Origin of the sequence: Metabacillus sediminilitoris (genome assembly GCF_009720625.1) — a bacterium.
Lineage (GTDB): Bacteria > Bacillota > Bacilli > Bacillales > Bacillaceae > Metabacillus > Metabacillus sediminilitoris.
In genome coordinates, this window is sequence record NZ_CP046266.1 from 4,550,718 (window position 1) to 4,569,603 (window position 18,886).

Below are 18,886 nucleotides of genomic sequence, written 5' to 3' on the forward strand. Positions count from 1 at the left end.
TGTCTGTACTCTGTTACCATTTCCCTTAACTAAATATTTGATACAAACCGATAGATGAATAAACTCCAACTAATTATTCCCATCATTAAACCCCAGTTATTAACAATGGAGGAGAATAAAAACTTTATTCATGTTGCCTATGTGGAAGATGATAAGAGATTGCTAAAACTATGTTTTAAAAAGGTAGATTCGTTATATAAAAAGAAAGGTATCTCGCTAGTGGCTTTCTCTAAAAAGAAAAAACTGGATTAGGAATCACTCTCCTCCAGTTTCATCATTTCATATTAATCGATCTGCATAATAGCTTGAGATCTGTTTAGTGGAAAAGTATCAAATCTAAGTCCTCTTCTAAGACATTCCAGATTATAGGAATCTTCGCATTGCACATTTCCTATATTAACGTTTCTCCCCCAAAATTGAATTAACTCAATTTGTTGTTTTTTTTGTGGTGCTTCCCATATGAGAAATTTTCTTATATCATTAGGAATCTTTGTTTCAATATCGAGGAGGAATTCTTTATCAATAAGACCTTTAGCATTAAATATGCCTACATTTTCCCCTGATTCCCTGCCTTCAACTATGACATAAGAAGCACCACATTCAAGATCAGAATAAAGAGTACGTTCTAAATCTTTCACTTCAAAATGACTGCCAGCAGCTTTTTTTCCGCATTCAGTTATTACCGTAAATCCCCTTTCAAGAGCTTCCTTAATCGTCTTTCGTCGAATTCGATAAGGTAAGTCGATTGTACCATCAGAAATTTCAATATGGTCAAACCCTAATTTCTGTATATAATCGAAATACTCTTTTAAAACCCCTTGATGTGCAGCGATTTCGTATAATGTTCCACCTGGATATAAAATGACATTCGCATTTTTGGCTAATTCGATCTTTTTTTTCAAAAGATCATATGGATACAGCACAGTTGTACCAAAACCAAGCTTAATATAGTCAGTATATTGTCCTGATAGCTGTAATAACTCCTCAAAAAAAGATAAACCAATTCCTTTATCAATTAACATGGTTAAACCTAAATCTTTTGACTTAGAGTCCCTTTCTCCAGATGGATCACTAAGTTGCGGATGACAGTTATTTTGCAGATATTTCACAGAACGCCCCTCCTCATTAATGGGTAATTGTCTATGTAAACCATCCTATGCATCAGAATAAGGAGAGGTTCTTCTGAAAATCTCTACTGGTTTTGATCATCACAATTATTATCTATATCAATTGCCTCACCGCCGAGATGGATACATAAATTAGGTTCCTTTTCACCGTTTCCAAGAATAGATTTTTTTAGGCCGTCAATGTATTTAGACGTAATGTCAATAAAATTCTGCTTCTCTCCTGGATTATCTAACTGCCCCATAATATAAAGATCATTTTCTCCTTTATATAAGTAGGCGAGGTATCCGATCGCTTTACCATAACTATCGACTACATTAATAATTTCCCCTTGCTGATTTCGAAATTCAGGTTGAAAATATAACAATGAATTATAACTCCCTTCCATTATGTAAGATAATGATCTAGCTTACATTAAAATTTTTAGTATTTTCTTTTATCATTGCTAAACAATACAAAAAAATACACAAAGGGTTACTATCATTTTACGTTAGGTTATTTTTGTTATATCTAAAGGCAACAAGAGATTTATGTGAAAATTCCCCTCAGCTCTCAGTCAAATTTTACTTAACAAAAAAGATCCCTTCCTATATTAGAAAGGGATCTCTTACCAAATTAAGCAAGTACTGCAAGTCTTTCTTTTACTTGTTCCTCTGTTAATCCATGCTCAGCAACATAGCGATTTCTTGGATGTTCTCTGCATTCATCACTACAAGCTCTCAAATATTTATGCTCATTTTCTTCAGAACATAGAATTTGCTTATTACACTCAGGATTTGCACAATTTACATAGCGTTCACAAGGTTCTCCTGAGAAGTAGTCCTTACCTACAACGACTGGATTTACACGATTTACAGGAACTTTAATTCGCTCATCAAAAACATAGCATTGGCCGTTCCATAATTCACCTTTTACCTCAGGATCTTTACCATATGTGACGATTCCACCATGAAGTTGTGCTACATCTTCGAAACCTTCTCTTTTTAACCAACCTGAGAATTTTTCACAGCGTACTCCACCTGTACAATATGTTAAGATTTTTTTACCTTCAAATTGTTCCTTGTTTTCACGAATCCACTCTGGCAATTCTTTAAAAGTTTTAATGTCAGGTTTAATTGCATTTTTGAAATGACCTAACTCATACTCGTAATCATTTCTTGCATCTATCACAACAGTATTTTCTTCCTGCATTGCTTCATAGAATTCTTTTGGACTGTAATATTTACCAGTTACCTCAAGAGGGTTAATATCATCCTCTAAACGTAAAGTAACAAGTTCTGGGCGAAGACGTACATGCATTTTTTTGAAGGCATGATCTTCTTCTTCATCTATTTTAAATACCATATCTTTAAAACGAGGATCTGCTTTCATATGTGCCATATATTTTTCTGTTTGCTCAACTGTACCAGATACAGTACCATTAATTCCCTCATGAGCAATAAGCACTCTGCCTTTTAATCCTAAACTTTTACAAAACTCTAAATGTTGTTGTGTATATTCTTCTGGATTTTCGATTGTTACATAATGATAATATAATAATACTCGATATTCTTTTGTTTCCATAATAATTCCACCTTCTATATTTATATTTGCAAGATATACTTACAGAGATGTTTAACTTGCTTATACACTTTTTAAATAATCATTATACTTAAAAAGCAACATCTTATTAAAACAAATTTTCAATAAAAAAGCAATCCTATTTTTTGAACAAACTAAAATAACGCGGTTAGTCTTATTCTAACCGCGTTCCACATATCTATTTCATTTTCACTAAAGTTAAGAGAAATGTTCATCACGATCAAACCATTTCGTTACTTCTGAGTAATGCTTTCTTTTTCCAGGGATTTCCTTCATATTAGGATAGCCTAAATAAATAAATCCTAACATTTCACCTTTGTCTGATAAACCGAATAATTGCTTAATTTCAGGTGAATAACAGACTTTACCTGTTCTCCAAACTGTACCTAACCCTAGCGCATGTGCGGCTAGCAGCATATTTTGAATCGCAGCATTGACAGCAGCGTATTCTTCATTTATTAATACTTTGTCATTAATAGTAGGTTCGACAGCTGCAGCAATGATCACTGGAGCCCTAAGAGGTTTAGCCGCTTCTTTTTCTAATCGTTTTTTCCCTTCTTCACTTAGAGGTACTTCAAGTGTTGATTCTAAAATGGAAGCAAGTGTATTTCCAAGTTTTTTTCGGGCATCACCTGTTAAAACAAAAAACTTCCATGGCTCTGTGCGATGATGGGAAGGAGCCCAAGTGCCAGCCTCAAGTATTTTATTAATTAATTCGGTCGGAACAGGATCAGGTTTTACTACACCAATACTTCTTCTCGTCGATATCGCTGTTAGAACATCCATATATGTACACACTCCTAACAAATTTATCGTGAAATCCATTCTTATTATTATATGTTTCTACCAATATCTTAATGAAAACGGTTCTTGTTCACAAGTATATTGTATAATGAGATATAATCTTAAGCCCAATCACTACAACTTATGGAAGAATGCCTTTATAATGTAATGTAAAGGCATTCATTCCACTTGAAAGGACGAAGTTAAATGTTTGACATTATTATTATTGGAGCAGGACCTGCTGGTGCAAGTGCAGCCCTTTTCACAGCAAAAGCTGGAAAAAAAACATTAATGATTGATAACGACAAAGGGATGACAAAACGAGCTTGGGTGGAAAATCATTATGGAGTAGCAGAAATCTCTGGTCCAGAATTAGTTGAAACAGGTATCAAGCAAGCACAAAAATTTGGATCTGAAATCGTAACTGGTACTGTAGTGGATATTAAAAATAACGAAACTGGTATTGAAGTACAAACCGAGGAAAATGGTTCATACTCTGCTAAACATGTCATTGTTGCAACAGGGGCAGTAGTAGCTCTTGCTGAAAAAGTTGGATTAGCGACAATCCCAGGACAAGAACCTCGTATAAAAACAGTATTCGAAGTAGATAAGAATGGGAAAACGAATGTAGAAGGTATTTGGGCTGCTGGTACTTGTGCTGGAGTTAGTGTACATACGATTATTACAGCAGGCGATGGTGCCCGTGTTGCAATAAATATTATTAGTGAGCTTAACGGGGAAAGATATGTAGATCACGATGTACTAAAATAAAAGCTTTATGGCTGACTCTATTGGGTCGGCCTTTTGATTTTGCTTTAGTGTTTTCACTTATCTAACCTTTCACCATAAAGGCATACAACCTCAACAAATAATTAATTTTTACAAATTTACAAAAAATTAACTATTCATACGAAAAATATATAGTACTCTTTAACTATCCTAATTAATTCATAGTAATTGGATCAGTTAATGGTAAACCTGTTGAAAAATAGGGACACAAAGTCACAGATCTAAGGTGAAAACTATGATGGCTGGACTGCCGGGTTTTATTCAAAGGAGACGATTCATTTGAAGATTAAATCCATTTTTTGCAGCTTTTTATTTCGAAATCATAAATATAGTTTTTATTCCGACGAATGTGTTAGATGTGGTAAAAAACGTAGAGCTCGATAATTTTCGAGGTCTTTTTTTCTTATTACGAAGGAAATAGGATGATCACTTACCCCCATGACAATTACCGCTTTTTAACTATATTGATGTCTTTTTTCTCCTATTTATCCTGGTAAAATGAAAGCATTACTTCTAAATGAAGTAATGCTCTTTTGTAAGATACTATTATGCAGCCTTTGCATTGTTGTTTTGTTGACCCTTAAATACAGCTTGATCAAGTGATAACATGTTACTTCCATTAACTGCAAGAAATAAGGCGATAGCCATTAAAGCGATATCTAGCTCATAGCCTGCCATTTGACCATTTCCTAAAAACCCAAGAGCTAATTTAGCCTTAAAAGTTGCACCAAGCATTAACAATACGAATAAAGCAGCTACGATTCTAGTTCCAAAACCGACAACTAATAATAAGCCACCAACTAATTCAAGTGATGCAACAACGTAAGCAAAAAATCCTGGAATTCCAATGCTATCGAACCAACCTACTGTATTTTCAATACCACCTTGAAATTTTACTAACCCATGGATAAAAAATGTAATCCCTAATACTACACGTAAAATGACTGTACTCCAAGCAAATTTTGAATTCATTCTTATTTACCTCCATTAATAATTTTTAATTTTTAATATATTATCCAAATTGCCATACACTATGGCTTAAGTTACCGTAACGATAACTGCGATGTCGTAATGTTGCCTTTTTTTGATCAGCAGCTGCTCCCATTGCATAGAAAAGGGGGGCAAAGTGCTCTTTTCCATATGGAGGAACGGCATATTGTGCATTTGGTGCAAGAGCATCATAATTGAATAGTGACTCTATATTCCAGGTTTTCAACTGATGAGCTAACCATTCATCAAATTCAAATGCCCACTTATCAACAGGTCCATTGTCTCCATGGAATTTGACCGCTCTTAGGTTATGAACAGTTCCCCCACTGCCAATAATTAAAATATCATTTTCTCTTAACATCGATAATGACTTTCCAATTTTATATTGTTCTTCTGGTGAGAGATGCGGATTTACAGACATCGATACGACCGGAATATCAGCATTTGGATAAAGCATCCTAAGAACAATCCAAGCGCCATGATCTAATCCACGACTAGTATCGATTTCATAGTGTAAACCTTGATTTGTAAACAATTCCTCTATTTCTCTGGAAAGCTCCTGACTTCCTTTTGCAAGATATTGAATTTGATATAACGCTTCAGGGAATCCCCCAAAATCATAAATCGTACTATATTCATCGACTTGACTAACCTTTTGCACATGAGACTCCCAATGAGCTGAAAATAAGACAATCGCTTTTGGAGTTGGCATTGTTTGACCTAATTCTTTTAAAAACTGCGTATAGTCATTATTTTCAATCGCTAATAGTGGTGCTCCGTGTGCAATAAAGAAAGATGGAATCATGTTACAAATCCTCCTCTCTAGCTTTCGTTTCTAACCATGTTCTAAAGTCACGAAGGTTATTAGGTGCTACCGTATGACCTTCTCTATACGTTTTGAACGTGACATTTGCTCCAAGCTTATTAAATAGCTCATTATTAGCTAATCCCCACTCAAAAGGCAGAATTTGATCCAGTTCACCATGAGAAATAAACAAAGATAACTGCTCGACATTCTTGATTTTGTATTCTTCCTTGACGAAAGCAGGGATATAACCACTTAGGGCAACAATACCCTTGATACGATCGCCCAGCGTTAAACCAAGTGTCATTGAAAGAATGGCACCTTGGCTGAAACCTAGTAAGTATACTTGGTTTCGATCAACTGGATATGCTTCACATGCATAATCAATAAAATGAAGCAATTTATTTACAGCTACATCAAAAACATCACGGTGCGGTTTGCCAAATCCCTGAATTGTAAAATAGGCAAATCCTGGTGGCTGAATTAAATGTCCTCGAATACTAAAGATATAATATGTGTCTTCTAATCCATCAACTAATGAAAGCATATCTTGTTCATTACTGCCTATTCCATGTAAGACGAATAACGCAGGATATGATTTTTCAGGGTCTATTTCTTTCGGTTTGCGAAGTTCGTAGATCATAGGTGATTGCACCATCACATCGTCCTTTCAATAATAAATTGGGGAAGATATAAAAAGTTTCTCTATAAGAATATTAATTTCTTATAAGATAACAACGTTAGCTATAGATTGTCAATGTTTTTTTTGCTAATATGTAATTAAGTTTTTTATTAGGAAACTTTCGAGGTGATACAATTGGATATCGGGGCAAAAATCCGTGCAATCAGAAATAGAAAAAAAATCACAATTGCACAAATGTGTGAGGAAACAGGTTTATCAAAAGGATTCATAAGCAATATCGAAAACAATAATACTTCCCCTTCTATTAGTACATTACAAACGATAGCTAGCTTTCTAGATGTACCTTTACCATACTTATTGTTAGAGAAGAATCAACAAATGAATGTCGTCCGCAAAAATGAACGTGGTTTCTCTACATTTAATAATTTAAAAATTGAGCATTTAACGTCAAAAGGCGGTTTAAGAATGAAGATCGTTGAATTTCCCCCTGGAACTTCAACTGGTGAACCACATGCCCATGAGGGAGAAGAGTGCCATATCGTTATGGAGGGGAAAGTTCTTGCCACACAAGGTGAGGACTCAGCAATCATTGAAAAAGGTGATTCATTCAGCTGGAATGCGTGTGTTCCACACTTTGTTGAAAATATTGGCGAGGAAACCGCGAAGGTGTTAATTGCTTCATATTCAGATAGTGAGCTTGGGGATCTACTTTGATGATCTAATTTTTTCTACAGGTCAGATTAATAGGAGAAACCAATAATGTTTCTCCTTTTAAGACTTAAAATACGGATTACCTATTTACTTAGTGCATTGTTATTAACTTTTTCTCATGTTGACTAAAAGCTAAACAAAAAGAGATAACAATTTTTGTTATCCCTATCCATTAAGAATTCTATTAAATTTTCATATGCGAAAACATTACCCCTTGACTATCTGCTGGATCATATACTTCAAACATTTTTACAACTGGTTTTTTCTCACTTATATTTGAAAGTTCATTTTCTAATTTTGGAAACATAACCTCGTTGGCATCTTCTGCATCACTTTTCGTGTCCCAATAATTTAAAGCACGGTATTCACCGACACGATCGTCAAAGAAATACACATTACCTCTAAAGCCTCTTAATGTTCTAGAAACTTTATCAAATTCTTTTGTGATTTTCTCAGCAAGGAGTCTCTTCCCATCCCCTAATGTAAAGACTACTAAACGTGCATACAATTTCCTCACCCCTGATTTAAACATATATTATTACTATATGTAGGGGGAATTTGTAAAATACTTAGATCATTACGGGATTTAGTAAGACATCGACTAAACGATCCATACCAAGTTTAATATTGTCCGGTGTAGAATGGCTAAAGTTTAAGCGGAATGTATGATATTCCGGATTATCAACATAGAATTGCGCACCAGGAACAAAGGCAACACCTTTTTTCACTGCTTCATTGAGTAAGGACGCTGTATTTAAATGCTTTTGGCCTTTTACCCACAAAAACATACCGCCTTTTGGCTCTTTCCAAGTAAATAACCCTGGCTCTAACTTATTCAAATAGTCTCTCATAATCGTCATTCGATGATAATATTCACCTCTTAAACGTTGAATGTGGCCATCAAGGTTAAAATCACGTAACAAATAATAGAGTGCTTGCTGATCAATCGAACTTGAATGCAAATCAGCCATTTGCTTTGCTTGCGTGATCATTTTCATGACAGGTACTGGTCCTGTTACCCAACCCGTTCGTAATGCTGGAACAACTGATTTCGAGAACGTACTTGTATAGAGTACATGTTCTTGGTTGTAATCAAGTGCTGCAATAGGTGGATAAACTTCCCCCTCATTAAATTGAATATCTCCATAAGGATCATCTTCAAGAATGAGAACATGATATTTTTGACAGAGCTCCAACAGCTGACGACGACGTTCTATGTTCCAAACTTTCCCATCAGGATTAGAGAAAGTAGGGATAACGTAAATAAATTTCGGATTATATTTTTTAATTTTCGTTTCTAAATTCTCATATTCCATACCATTTTCGTCTCCATCGACCGAAACGATTTCTGCTCCATATGATCTGAATACTTGCAATGCAGATAAATATGTTGGATTTTCGGTTAATACAACATCCCCTGGAGAGAGGATAATCCTTGAAAATAAATCGATTGCTTGTTGAGACCCTGTAGTTGTTAGAATATTATCTATTGCTGTATGAATTCCTTTACTTGCCATTTTCGCTTGAATAGCCTCTCTAAGTGGCGTAAATCCTTCAGTTAAACCATATTGTAGAGATCCTTTTCCTGAGGCAAACACTTTATCATAAGCTGTTTGAACTTCATCTAAAGGAAATAAATCTTCAGCAGGTAATCCTCCTGCAAAGGAAATCACATTACCTTGCTGAATAACACTTAAAATTTCCCTTACTGCAGATGATTTATAGTTCTTTGTTAATTCTGCAAATGAATAATTCATAAGATGTCCCTTCCCTTTTTATAAAGTATAAAATTCACAAATTTCAATATTATGTTTCTCTTTGGAATTTTCGTGAAATTTAAGCTGTAAATACATCCTTTACCATTTACATATCATATAACACAAAACGTGAAACAATCAAGCTTCTAAACTAAATATTCAGAAAATTATCATGAAAGTTTTAAAAACCTTGAATTTTATTTATATGTTATAATATAAAAGTAGCATTAATATAACATACAGCTTAGGAGTAGCATATGGATAAAAACTTCTTATCAACTCAGATTGGTCAACGTTTACGATTTTATCGACAACAGCGCCAGCTATCTTTAGAAGATCTTGCTGAACTAACCGGTGTTAGTAAACCAATGCTTGGTCAAATTGAACGTGGCTCATCTAATCCAACTGTTGCAATCCTTTGGAAAATTGCAGCAGGATTACAAATACCTTTTGCTTCTTTTCTAATAGGGGATCCCTCTATTAAGATTCTTAGAAAAGAGGAACAACCATTTTTAAAAGAAGATAATAATTTATTTGAAACGTATAATACGTTTGCTTCACCTGGTATACCTCTAGAAATTTATCGGATTCGTATGCTGCCGGGATGTAAACATATATCTTCTCCAACCGGATTAGGTGTATTAAAATCAATTACTGTTCATTCTGGAGAATTAACGATTGAAATTGGAGAAGATAATGGTAATACCTTAAAAAAAGGTGACGCAATCTCTTTCTCTTCTGATGTTTGTCAAGTCTATCTAAATCTAAAAGAGGATATATGTGAATTTCAAATGTCAATCTATTATTCCAGTCCACATATTCAATCCGGAGCAGGAATTATCAATAAATAAAGTTTTTGAAAGGGTGTTTTGGTTGGAAATAAACGGAAAAGCAATCTACTTTTTAGAGAACCCTGAAACAGGGATATGTAAATTGGCAACAGGCTTACAGTTGAAATATGAAGATACCATAAAAGATGTTTTTGGAGTGGCAGATTTTAAGGATCTCTTAATGATGCTTAAATATAATAAAGGGTTTCAGGAAAGTATTTGTAAGGCACATGAAATTGCGGAAAAAGACATTAAGTTAGAGTTGATTTTTCGTATTGCTACTAAAGATGATTTACTTCAACAAAAGGACCACGTTTCTAAATAATACAGTACGGGTATATTCTTTCACCAAGAAAAGCATCTTGTCATAATTAAGGGGGTGTTTTCTTGTCTTATATTAAAATTTGCAGAAATTGTACAGGAGACGGCAAATTACGTTCGAATTTATTACCAATAATAAAAAAGAAGTGCCCAATTTGTGATGGGACAGGCAAAGTTCATGTAGGATGGGATAAAAGACGGCTAGAATTAGTAAATATAGATGGATGTAAAGAGGAAAATTAGCTGGATCCATATGCTATGTAACTGGATAACAAATTTTCACTCTTTCTCTTTTAATTACTTTTCGAGATAATTACCGAGTAATCTTAGCTTGACAATCCATACCCGAAAAAGCCGGGTTCCCTTCCCCTGACTTTGTGTTTATTAATACTTCGAACTTGATTCGATGAAATTCATTCCCGTTACGAACCTCTATAAAATCTTCATCCTTTAGTTCAACAAGATTACCATTTTCCATTTTAATGAAGCACTTACCCTTTTCAACAATAACCGTACCAATAATTCGCTTCATTGCTCTCTTATTATCCATATTTAATATTACACTCTCCCATCTTCAACTATACAAATCTCCACTCTATGAAATAAAAAATTAACTTAAACTCTTAATTTGATAAAATATATTATATGATACATAAAATGTATTATAACATACATTTGAAAGTTTTACATTGTGACTTCCCTTTACCTAATAAAGAAAAAACTACAGACATTGAAAGTAAAAATAATACTTTCCCTTGTTTGCAGTTTTTTCTCATTTCTCATTTTATTAATTTATTGTGCTTTCCGCTGAGTGGTTATGTTAACATGATCTTGTTTTTCCGCTTTTTGTTCACTGTACATGGATTTAAATAATGAGATACTTATCAAAATCATGATAACTGTAAATGGAAGTGCAGCAATTAACGCAACCGATTGCAATCCTTCTAACCCGCTGCTAATAATTAATACAGCAGTAATAGCAGCTATTAATACACCCCAAATTGCCTTTACAGCATTTGATGGATTTTCATTTCCATCAGATGTCATTATTCCAAGGACGTATATCGTTGAGTCTGCTGATGTAACAAGAAAGATCATGATAAGTACAAGCATTAGCAATGATAAAATGCCATAAAGCGGAAACTGTTGCAGAAATACAAAGATCGCAGTAGCAACGTCTTTAGAGACTGCCTCTGATAGTGCTGTATTTTGGAATAGATCCATATATAATCCTGTACCGCCGAAGATTGCCATCCACATAAAAGCAATGACAGGTGGAATAATCAATACGCCAATAACAAATTCACGTATCGTCCTCCCTCTGGAAATACGGGCAACAAATGAACCAACGAATGGAGACCATGTAATAACCCATGCCCAATAAAAAATTGTCCAATCATGCACCCATTTATCACCTGAGTATGGAGTTAAATAAAAACTCATCTGAACAAAATTATGAAGATAGTCACCAACTGCTAGGACAAAGCTTTCTAAGATAAAGACTGTTGGACCTTTAAATAAGAAAAACAGCATAAATCCAATGACTAAAAACATGTTCGTATTACTTAAGATTTTTATTCCTTTATCGACACCTGTAATTGCTGATAAGGTATAAAGAATAAACATTACACCAACTATCCCTACTTGCATCCATGGATTATTCGGAAAAGAAAAGACATAATTCAGACCAGCATTTATTTGTAAGACACCCATCCCTAATGATGTGGCAACCCCTGTAACAGTCGCAATGACTGCTAGTATGTTTATTGATGTCTTTAATTTACTGCTAATCCTTTTCTTCGAAACCTCACCAAGAGTTTCACTTACAAGCAATTTGCTTTTCTTACGAAATTGAAAATAAGCCAGTGCTAATCCTACGATCGTAAATACTGACCATTGATGAAATCCCCAGTTAAAGAAAGAATAATTCATTGCTACTCGAGCAGCTTCAGCTGATTTCGGTTCAATTCCACTAAGTGGCGGATTGGCAAAATGAGTAAGTGGCTCAGCTACACCCCAAAATACGATTCCTGCACCAAATCCCGCAGCGAATAACATACTGATCCAAGCAAAGAAAGAAAACTCCGGCTTTTCATGTTCTTGTCCAAGTTTAATACTTCCATACTTACTGAAAGCAAGAAACAAACAAAATGCAACAAACCCTGCAACTGAAGCTAAATAAAACCAACCGAAAGAATGATTAATATAGCTTGCAACTGCAGATGCATTTTTTGCTAACCCCCCGGGGGAAATCACTCCCCACAGTGCAAAAAGTGTAACGATTATAGCCGATATTTTAAAAACTGAATTATTAAAAGATACTCGTTCTTTGCTTTTCTTCAAATAAACCACCCTTTGTCGCATTTTATAAGGAGCCGTATAATTTAATGCATAAGGTACATCTGATGGTAAGTTTTGAATATTCAGATATTTAATAATAGAAGGGAAAAGAGAATAATGCGTAAACCATACATTTTCCCTCTATTTTCTCTATTTGAACAACATACAATTATCATTGATCGAATAACAGTTAGATAGATAATTTAAAGCAGACAACTTTTTGTTCTGTCATTTCCTCGATCGCAAATTTGATGCCTTCACGCCCAAGCCCAGACTTTTTTGTACCTCCAAATGGCATAGCATCAATTCGATAATCACTTGAGTCATTGATCATGATACCACCAACATCCATTTTCGCAATCGCCTTGTAAGCTTTTCTAACATCATTAGTAAAAACTCCAGCTTGTAAACCATAATCAACATCATTTGCTTTCTCTATCGCTGTATCCAGATCTGAAACTGAGAAAAGGAGCACAACTGGTCCAAAAATTTCATCTTTTGCAACCGTACAATTTTCTGGTACGTTTGTGAGTACAGTCGGGGAATAAAAAGCGCCATTTCGCTCACCACCTGTTAATAGGACTGCACCTTTTCCGATCGCTTCATTAACCAATCCCTCAACACGAATTGCTTCCTTTTCATTGATAAGAGGTCCCATGTCTGTTCGTTCAGATTGTTTATCCCCAACACAATATTGGTTTGTTCGCTCAACAAATCTCGTTTGAAATTCATGGAATATACTTTCTTGGATATATATTCTTTGAACACCTAGGCAATTTTGTCCCGCTGCCCAAAAGGCACCTGAGACAGATGATTCTACAGCTTCTTGTAGATCGGCGTCTTCGAGTACGATAACTGGAGAATTTGAACCAAGCTCCATACTAATCTTTTTTAATCCGGCTTTTCGTGTTATTTCCTCTCCTGCATCTAAACCTCCTGTAAAGGAAATCATTCGAACGGCAGGATGGGTAACTAATGTATCACCAATTTCACTTCCATATCCCGTTATCACTGATAACACTTTAGGTGGTAGTCCTGCTTGTGCGAATGCTTCAGCTAACAACAAAGCACTTAACGGTGTGACAGTTGCTGGCTTAACGATAATCGCATTTCCTGAAGCGATTGCCGGTCCTACTTTATGTGCAACAAGGTTCAGTGGATCATTAAACGGAGTAATGGCACCGATAATACCAATTGGGAAACGATAATAATAACCAACTCGATCCTCACTTCCAGGCATTTGATCAAACGGGATTGTCTCACCATGGATCCGCCTTGCTTCCTCTGCACTTATTCGAAGTGTTTGTATACATCTAGCTACTTCTTTTGTTGCTTCGCGAATGGTCTTACTTCCTTCTCTTGAGATTGTTCGCGCATATTTCTCTGCATGTTGCTCAATATAATTCGCAGCAGTGTTGACAATTCTCATACGTTCATGCACGGGCATGGAAGCTGCAATTTTAGCTCCCTCTTTTGCTTCTTCAATGCATTTCATCATATCTTCAGCTGATGCTGCTGGTACTGTATCAATGATACTATTATCCTGAGGATCACGAATCTCAATCATTCGATCACTGTTCACCCAATTACCTGCTAGAAACATCTTTTGACCTGAAAGTTGAGTTGTCATGCCATTACCGCCTTCCATCATTAAATTTTTACGATTTGTTTTTCTCGATCAATGGTAATTAAATCAATTAAAAGGGAGAAACCTGTTTCTACTTTTCCAGCACCAGCACCACTTAATGTTACTGTGCCTAAAAGATCGCATTCATACGTAATTGCGTTTGTAGCACCACTAATAGAAGCAAGAGGGTCTGTGATCGCAACTTTTTCCGGTGCAATGGAGGCAATTACTTTGTCACCTTGTTTGCGAGCTTTCGCTATAAGTTTCCATCGCTTTCCTTGTGCTTTTGCATCCTCGATATCTTTTAATGTGATGTTTGTAATTCCATTGCAAGAAACTTCTTCTACAGTCAAAGGTGCTTTCATCACATAGTTTGATAAAATAACAATTTTATATCTTGCATCATAGCCTTCTACATCACTAGTAGGATCTGCTTCTGCATAGCCTAGCGCTTGTGCTTCTTTCAATGCTTCTTCGTAAGATACACCTTCTGCTTCCATTTTCGTTAAAATATAGTTTGTTGTACCATTTAAAATGCCGCGAATTTCTGTAATCTCATTCCCTGCTAATGTTGAGATCGGCATTCTTAATGCAGGAGTTCCACTCATAACCGTACCTTCAAAGCCCCAATGTACACCATGTTTATCAGCAATTTCTGCAAGTTCTTTATATGCTAACGCGACTGGCCCCTTGTTTGTCATGACAACGTTTTTACCGCTCTCGAATGCAGCTTTACAATGATTAATCGCAGGTTGACCTGTTTTCACATCTGTGTAGGAAACTTCAATAATTGTATCAGCATTTGTTTCTCTAATCGTTTTGAGACTATCCCACCCAGTTACAAGTCCTGGTGTTTGCGGATAGTTATCTAAATTTCCAGTTTCGTTTAATACTTGTAAAGCCGTATCGATATCAAGTCCGCCCGGATGATAGATTGATCCTTTCATTAAATCAGAAATTGCAACGATAACTGCTTCAAATCCTTCCTCTTGTTTCAATGCGGCTTTTTTGTCACGAAGAATTTCAGCTAAGCCTTGACCAACGACACCAAATCCAATAAATGCAAGTTTATGCGCCATTTGTTTGCACCTCCAAATTATTATTACTTGGTAAGCTAACATCACCTTTTAAATACTTAATGACTGTTTGTGTGAGAATAGCTGTCCCGATTGGTAAGCAATTTTCGTCAATATCAAAGATCGGTGTATGCAAATCCCTTTGGATCCCATCTTCTGGGGCGCATCCTAGGAAAAACATAGAACTAGGAAGCTTTTGTGTCACATAACCGAAGTCCTCTCCACCAAGTCCAAAAGGGCGATTTATGATCTTAAAACTAGGATAAATTTCTGTTATCGATTGGGTAAGCCACTCATTAACAGTTGAATGGTTCTTTAATGCTGGTTCACCTCTTTGGACAGTTAAAGAATAATGACCACCAAGAGGTCCAACTATCGAAAACGCTTTCTTTAATTGTGATTCTAATACATCGCGGATTTCAGGTGTATAACTGCGGATCGTCCCTTCAATTAATACCTCAGTTGGAATGATATTACTTGCTGTCCCTGCGTGAATTTGGCCAATACTTACAACTGCCGCATCCAATGCTGAGACTTTTCTTGCGACAATCCCATGTAATGCTTGCATGACAGGTCCAAGCATCCAAATCGGATCTGTACCAAGCTCTGGATATGCTCCATGGCCTCCTGTGCCAAAAATCTTTGCTTCAAACACATCAACATTTGCCATACTGTATCCATCGTTTATTTGTGCTTCTCCCACCGGGAGCCAAGGACACATATGTAGGGCAATCGCTGTATCTACTTTGTCATAGACACCAGCTTGCACCATATATGGTGATCCAGAAAGACCATGTTCATCAGTGCATTCCTCCGCTGGCTGAAAAATGAATTTTACTGTTCCCTTTATTTCTCCCTTTTTGAAGTGAACAGATAACATACTGGCAACACCTAGTAAAATAGCAGTATGTGCGTCATGACCACATGCGTGCATGACACCAGCATTTTTTGAACGATAGCTCGACATATTTTCTTCATGAATTGGCAATGCATCAATATCTGCCCTAATTGCAATCGTTGGACCTTCTCCAGATGTTAATGTACCAACAACACTGGTCTCGACACCAATTCCCCTTTCTACTATCATTCCATCAATCTTTTGCAACGTTTCAGCAACAAATTGAGAGGTCCCGAACTCCTGGAAGCTAAGCTCGGGATGTTGATGAAACGTGCGACGCCATTCAACCAATTTATCTAGCAGTCTTTCCGCTTGTTCAACTATTGGATGGTCATTCGCCATTTCCGCTCACCTCATTATGAATTTTATCTTCTATTAAACTTGCAAAGCATTTTCAACGTGCTGGAAAGCTTGCTCAAAATCTGCAATTAAATCCTCAATATCTTCAATACCACAAGATACACGAATGAGGCCTTCAGGAATACCCATTGCTGCACGCTCTTCTGATGTACATTCAACATGGCTAGTTGTTCGAGCAGGCCCTACAGTTGTTTCAACTGCACCTAGATTTGCAGCACGGTTTGCAAATTGTAATTTTGGTAATAGATCTCTAACTGTATCTACTCCTCCTTTTACTGCAAAGCTAAGCATTCCGCCAAAGTCTTTCATTTGTTTTTTCGCAATCTCATGGTTTGGATGTGTTTCAAGACCTGGATAGTAAACGTCTTCAACTAATCCTTTTGATTGTAAATATTTTGCTAGCGCCATTGCATTTGCACATTGCTGGCGAACACGCAAGTGAAGAGTTTTCATTCCACGTAGAGTCAAGTAAGCAGCCATTGGATCCATTGTTGCACCATTGATTTCGCGGAAGTGATAAATTTTTTCAACAAGCTCATGTGAACCACATACAACACCACCTAATGCATCTGCATGACCACCTAGGAATTTCGTTGCACTATGAATCACTAAGTCTACTCCTAATGAAAGTGGATTTTGGTTAATTGGTGTACCAAATGTATTATCAACGATCACAAGCGCTCCTGCATCACGTCCTGCTTTTGCCATGCGCTCAATATCAGTAATTTTCACAGTTGGATTTGTTGGTGTTTCTAAATATAATACTTTACAGCCTTTTGCTACTTCAGCTTCGATTGCTTCATGATTTCCCGTTTCACAAAGGACAACTTCAATTTGTTGACGAGGAAGAAACTCTGTAAAGATCTTGTTTGTACCGCCGTATGTATCTTTAATCGATACAATCCGATCTCCTGGTAATAAGAAGGTAGATAAAGTATTGCTTATCGCAGCCATTCCTGTTGAAAAACTTGTCGCCGCTTCTGCACCTTCAAGGATTTTCACTTTATCCTCGAACGCTTGAACAGTTGGATTTGTGTTACGTCCATAAATATGGCCTTTCTTCTTTCCAATTGCTACATCATACCATTCATCCATATCATCATAATTGTAAGCTACACTTAGTACGACAGGTACTTGCGTTGCACCATGTACTAAATATTCTTTCTCCCCTGCCCATACTGCTTTCGTACCTACTTTAATGTTGTCGTTTGACATGTTCCCCACTCCTCATTAGTTTTTTAGTTCAAACGTTTTGTTTTCAACATTTAACCCCATATTGCGTTTGACCATTTCATTGTAAGCAAACAATGCAATTGCTGTATCTTGAACACCTGTACCTGTTAAATCACAGACAGTAATTTGTTCTTCATTCTCACGGCCGATTACCTTTTTCGCTGTTAATTGACCAAGTTCAATAATGGACGAATCCAAAGTTAAAACACCACTGTCTAGTGCGTGATGTAATTCTCCTAATCTCGCACATTGTGCTTTCGTATCACACACAAGCTTATCTGCTCGTGCTAGTACTTCAGCTTCTAATTCTTGCTTATGTTCAGCATCAGAACCCATTGCTGTAATATGAAGACCAGGATGTAACCATTCAGCCTTGATAATCGGCTCCTTTGCTGGAGTTGTCGTTATTACCAAGTCACTATTTCGAACGACTTGTTCTGCGCTGTCAACAACTTGGACATCAATACCTAATTCTGAGGTCATTTCCTCAGCATACTTTTTTGCTTTGTCTGTTGAACGAGCATAAACAATGATTTTAGTAAAATCTCTTACTAGTTTTAATGCTTTCACCTGAAATCTCGCTTGACTTCCTGCACCGATCACACCAACTGTTTCAATTTTTTTTCGTGCAAGGTAATTTGCTGCGATCGCTCCGGCAGCTGCTGTTCTTATTTCTGTTAAATAACCATTATCAAGAAGTAGTGCCTGGGGAATACCCGTTTGTGTACTAATCAACATCATTAGTCCATTTCCACTTGGAAGACCAAGCTTGTAGTTATTAAAAAACCCAGATGAAACCTTTATCGCAAACATATCTTTTCGTTTAACATATGCTGTTTTGACATCTACTTCACCATTTTGATCGTGAATATCAACACGCATAATTGGTGGCATTTCTACTTCATTGTTTGCTAGTTTCGTAAAACCATCTTCAACCGTTGAAATGGCTTCAAGATTTAATTTCACATATTGTTTAAGCTCCTGCTCTGTAAATATAAGCATGGTCTGCTTCACCTC

At 36.2% G+C, this 18,886-nt stretch carries 21 protein-coding genes and 1 riboswitch; of the genes, 5 read left to right on the forward strand and 16 right to left on the reverse strand.

Annotation, left to right across the window (positions count from 1 at the left end; genetic code table 11):
• Window positions 1-284 precede the first annotated feature (284 nt).
• The 4 genes from GMB29_RS21975 to GMB29_RS21990 all read right to left on the reverse strand — a co-directional run bounded on the left by GMB29_RS21975 (window position 285) and on the right by GMB29_RS21990 (window position 3,492).
• Window positions 285-1,109, reverse strand: coding sequence for a phosphosulfolactate synthase (locus GMB29_RS21975; protein ID WP_227551403.1), 825 nt, complete (start codon window positions 1,107-1,109; stop codon window positions 285-287).
• Window positions 1,110-1,192: 83 nt separating this feature from the next.
• Window positions 1,193-1,492: a hypothetical protein gene (locus GMB29_RS21980; protein WP_136357335.1), complete on the reverse strand. Its 300-nt coding sequence runs from the start codon at window positions 1,490-1,492 to the stop codon at window positions 1,193-1,195.
• A gap of 248 nt (window positions 1,493-1,740) precedes the next feature.
• Complete coding sequence (gene trhO, locus GMB29_RS21985; protein WP_136357338.1) at window positions 1,741-2,688, reverse strand: oxygen-dependent tRNA uridine(34) hydroxylase TrhO; 948 nt, start codon at window positions 2,686-2,688, stop codon at window positions 1,741-1,743.
• A gap of 216 nt (window positions 2,689-2,904) precedes the next feature.
• On the reverse strand, window positions 2,905-3,492 hold the full coding sequence (locus tag GMB29_RS21990) for a nitroreductase family protein (protein ID WP_136357340.1): 588 nt from the start codon (window positions 3,490-3,492) through the stop codon (window positions 2,905-2,907).
• Window positions 3,493-3,696: 204 nt separating this feature from the next.
• On the opposite strand from GMB29_RS21990, the gene GMB29_RS21995 reads away from it, so the two are divergent.
• Entirely contained in the window at window positions 3,697-4,260 is a 564-nt protein-coding gene (locus GMB29_RS21995; protein WP_136357342.1) for an FAD-dependent oxidoreductase, read from the forward strand.
• Window positions 4,261-4,450: 190 nt separating this feature from the next.
• Window positions 4,451-4,533: riboswitch (cyclic di-GMP riboswitch) on the forward strand.
• Between the two features lie 291 nt (window positions 4,534-4,824).
• Here the strand turns inward: GMB29_RS21995 and GMB29_RS22000 are convergent.
• From GMB29_RS22000 to GMB29_RS22010, 3 genes are read right to left on the reverse strand one after another with little or no spacing between them, the layout of a single operon-like run.
• Entirely contained in the window at window positions 4,825-5,250 is a 426-nt protein-coding gene (locus tag GMB29_RS22000) for a DoxX family protein (protein ID WP_136357344.1), read from the reverse strand.
• Between the two features lie 40 nt (window positions 5,251-5,290).
• Window positions 5,291-6,073, reverse strand: coding sequence for a dioxygenase family protein (locus tag GMB29_RS22005; RefSeq protein ID WP_136357346.1), 783 nt, complete (start codon window positions 6,071-6,073; stop codon window positions 5,291-5,293).
• Between the two features lies 1 nt (window position 6,074).
• On the reverse strand, window positions 6,075-6,731 hold the full coding sequence (locus GMB29_RS22010) for an alpha/beta hydrolase (RefSeq protein ID WP_136357348.1): 657 nt from the start codon (window positions 6,729-6,731) through the stop codon (window positions 6,075-6,077).
• A 159-nt stretch (window positions 6,732-6,890) separates the two neighbouring features.
• Between GMB29_RS22010 and GMB29_RS22015 the strand changes: the two genes are divergently transcribed.
• A complete protein-coding gene (locus tag GMB29_RS22015; protein ID WP_136357444.1) occupies window positions 6,891-7,430 on the forward strand; it encodes a helix-turn-helix domain-containing protein in 540 nt (179 codons plus the stop codon).
• Between the two features lie 181 nt (window positions 7,431-7,611).
• Here GMB29_RS22015 and GMB29_RS22020 read toward each other — a convergent pair whose 3' ends face one another.
• Window positions 7,612-7,935 (reverse strand): hypothetical protein, encoded by a 324-nt coding sequence (locus GMB29_RS22020; protein WP_227551404.1) that lies wholly within the window; start codon window positions 7,933-7,935, stop codon window positions 7,612-7,614.
• A 61-nt stretch (window positions 7,936-7,996) separates the two neighbouring features.
• Complete coding sequence (locus GMB29_RS22025) at window positions 7,997-9,184, reverse strand: aminotransferase-like domain-containing protein (RefSeq protein ID WP_136357352.1); 1,188 nt, start codon at window positions 9,182-9,184, stop codon at window positions 7,997-7,999.
• 257 nt (window positions 9,185-9,441) lie between these two features.
• Between GMB29_RS22025 and GMB29_RS22030 the strand changes: the two genes are divergently transcribed.
• The 3 genes from GMB29_RS22030 (at window position 9,442) to GMB29_RS22040 (ending at window position 10,578) form a co-directional block, all read left to right on the forward strand.
• Window positions 9,442-10,035, forward strand: a complete 594-nt coding sequence (locus GMB29_RS22030) for a helix-turn-helix domain-containing protein (RefSeq protein ID WP_136357354.1) — start codon at window positions 9,442-9,444, stop codon at window positions 10,033-10,035.
• A 22-nt stretch (window positions 10,036-10,057) separates the two neighbouring features.
• Window positions 10,058-10,339: a hypothetical protein gene (locus GMB29_RS22035; protein WP_136357356.1), complete on the forward strand. Its 282-nt coding sequence runs from the start codon at window positions 10,058-10,060 to the stop codon at window positions 10,337-10,339.
• Between the two features lie 62 nt (window positions 10,340-10,401).
• The gene (locus GMB29_RS22040; RefSeq protein ID WP_155443935.1) at window positions 10,402-10,578 is read left to right on the forward strand and encodes a hypothetical protein; all 177 of its coding nucleotides are present in this window, start codon (window positions 10,402-10,404) and stop codon (window positions 10,576-10,578) included.
• Window positions 10,579-10,648: 70 nt separating this feature from the next.
• Here GMB29_RS22040 and GMB29_RS22045 read toward each other — a convergent pair whose 3' ends face one another.
• From GMB29_RS22045 to GMB29_RS22075, 7 genes are all read right to left on the reverse strand, one after another.
• Window positions 10,649-10,885 (reverse strand): hypothetical protein, encoded by a 237-nt coding sequence (locus GMB29_RS22045; protein ID WP_136357358.1) that lies wholly within the window; start codon window positions 10,883-10,885, stop codon window positions 10,649-10,651.
• 242 nt (window positions 10,886-11,127) lie between these two features.
• A complete protein-coding gene (locus GMB29_RS22050; protein WP_196305203.1) occupies window positions 11,128-12,699 on the reverse strand; it encodes a BCCT family transporter in 1,572 nt (523 codons plus the stop codon).
• Between the two features lie 166 nt (window positions 12,700-12,865).
• Window positions 12,866-14,305, reverse strand: a complete 1,440-nt coding sequence (locus GMB29_RS22055; protein ID WP_136357362.1) for an aldehyde dehydrogenase family protein — start codon at window positions 14,303-14,305, stop codon at window positions 12,866-12,868.
• A 20-nt stretch (window positions 14,306-14,325) separates the two neighbouring features.
• On the reverse strand, window positions 14,326-15,381 hold the full coding sequence (locus GMB29_RS22060; protein WP_136357364.1) for a homoserine dehydrogenase: 1,056 nt from the start codon (window positions 15,379-15,381) through the stop codon (window positions 14,326-14,328).
• Window positions 15,371-16,618 (reverse strand): M20 metallopeptidase family protein, encoded by a 1,248-nt coding sequence (locus GMB29_RS22065; protein WP_136357366.1) that lies wholly within the window; start codon window positions 16,616-16,618, stop codon window positions 15,371-15,373. Before GMB29_RS22065 ends, GMB29_RS22060 begins: the two co-directional genes overlap by 11 nt.
• A gap of 33 nt (window positions 16,619-16,651) precedes the next feature.
• Window positions 16,652-17,851: a cystathionine gamma-synthase family protein gene (locus GMB29_RS22070; RefSeq protein WP_136357368.1), complete on the reverse strand. Its 1,200-nt coding sequence runs from the start codon at window positions 17,849-17,851 to the stop codon at window positions 16,652-16,654.
• A gap of 15 nt (window positions 17,852-17,866) precedes the next feature.
• Entirely contained in the window at window positions 17,867-18,871 is a 1,005-nt protein-coding gene (locus GMB29_RS22075; RefSeq protein WP_136357370.1) for a cyclodeaminase, read from the reverse strand.
• Window positions 18,872-18,886: the final 15 nt, after the last annotated feature.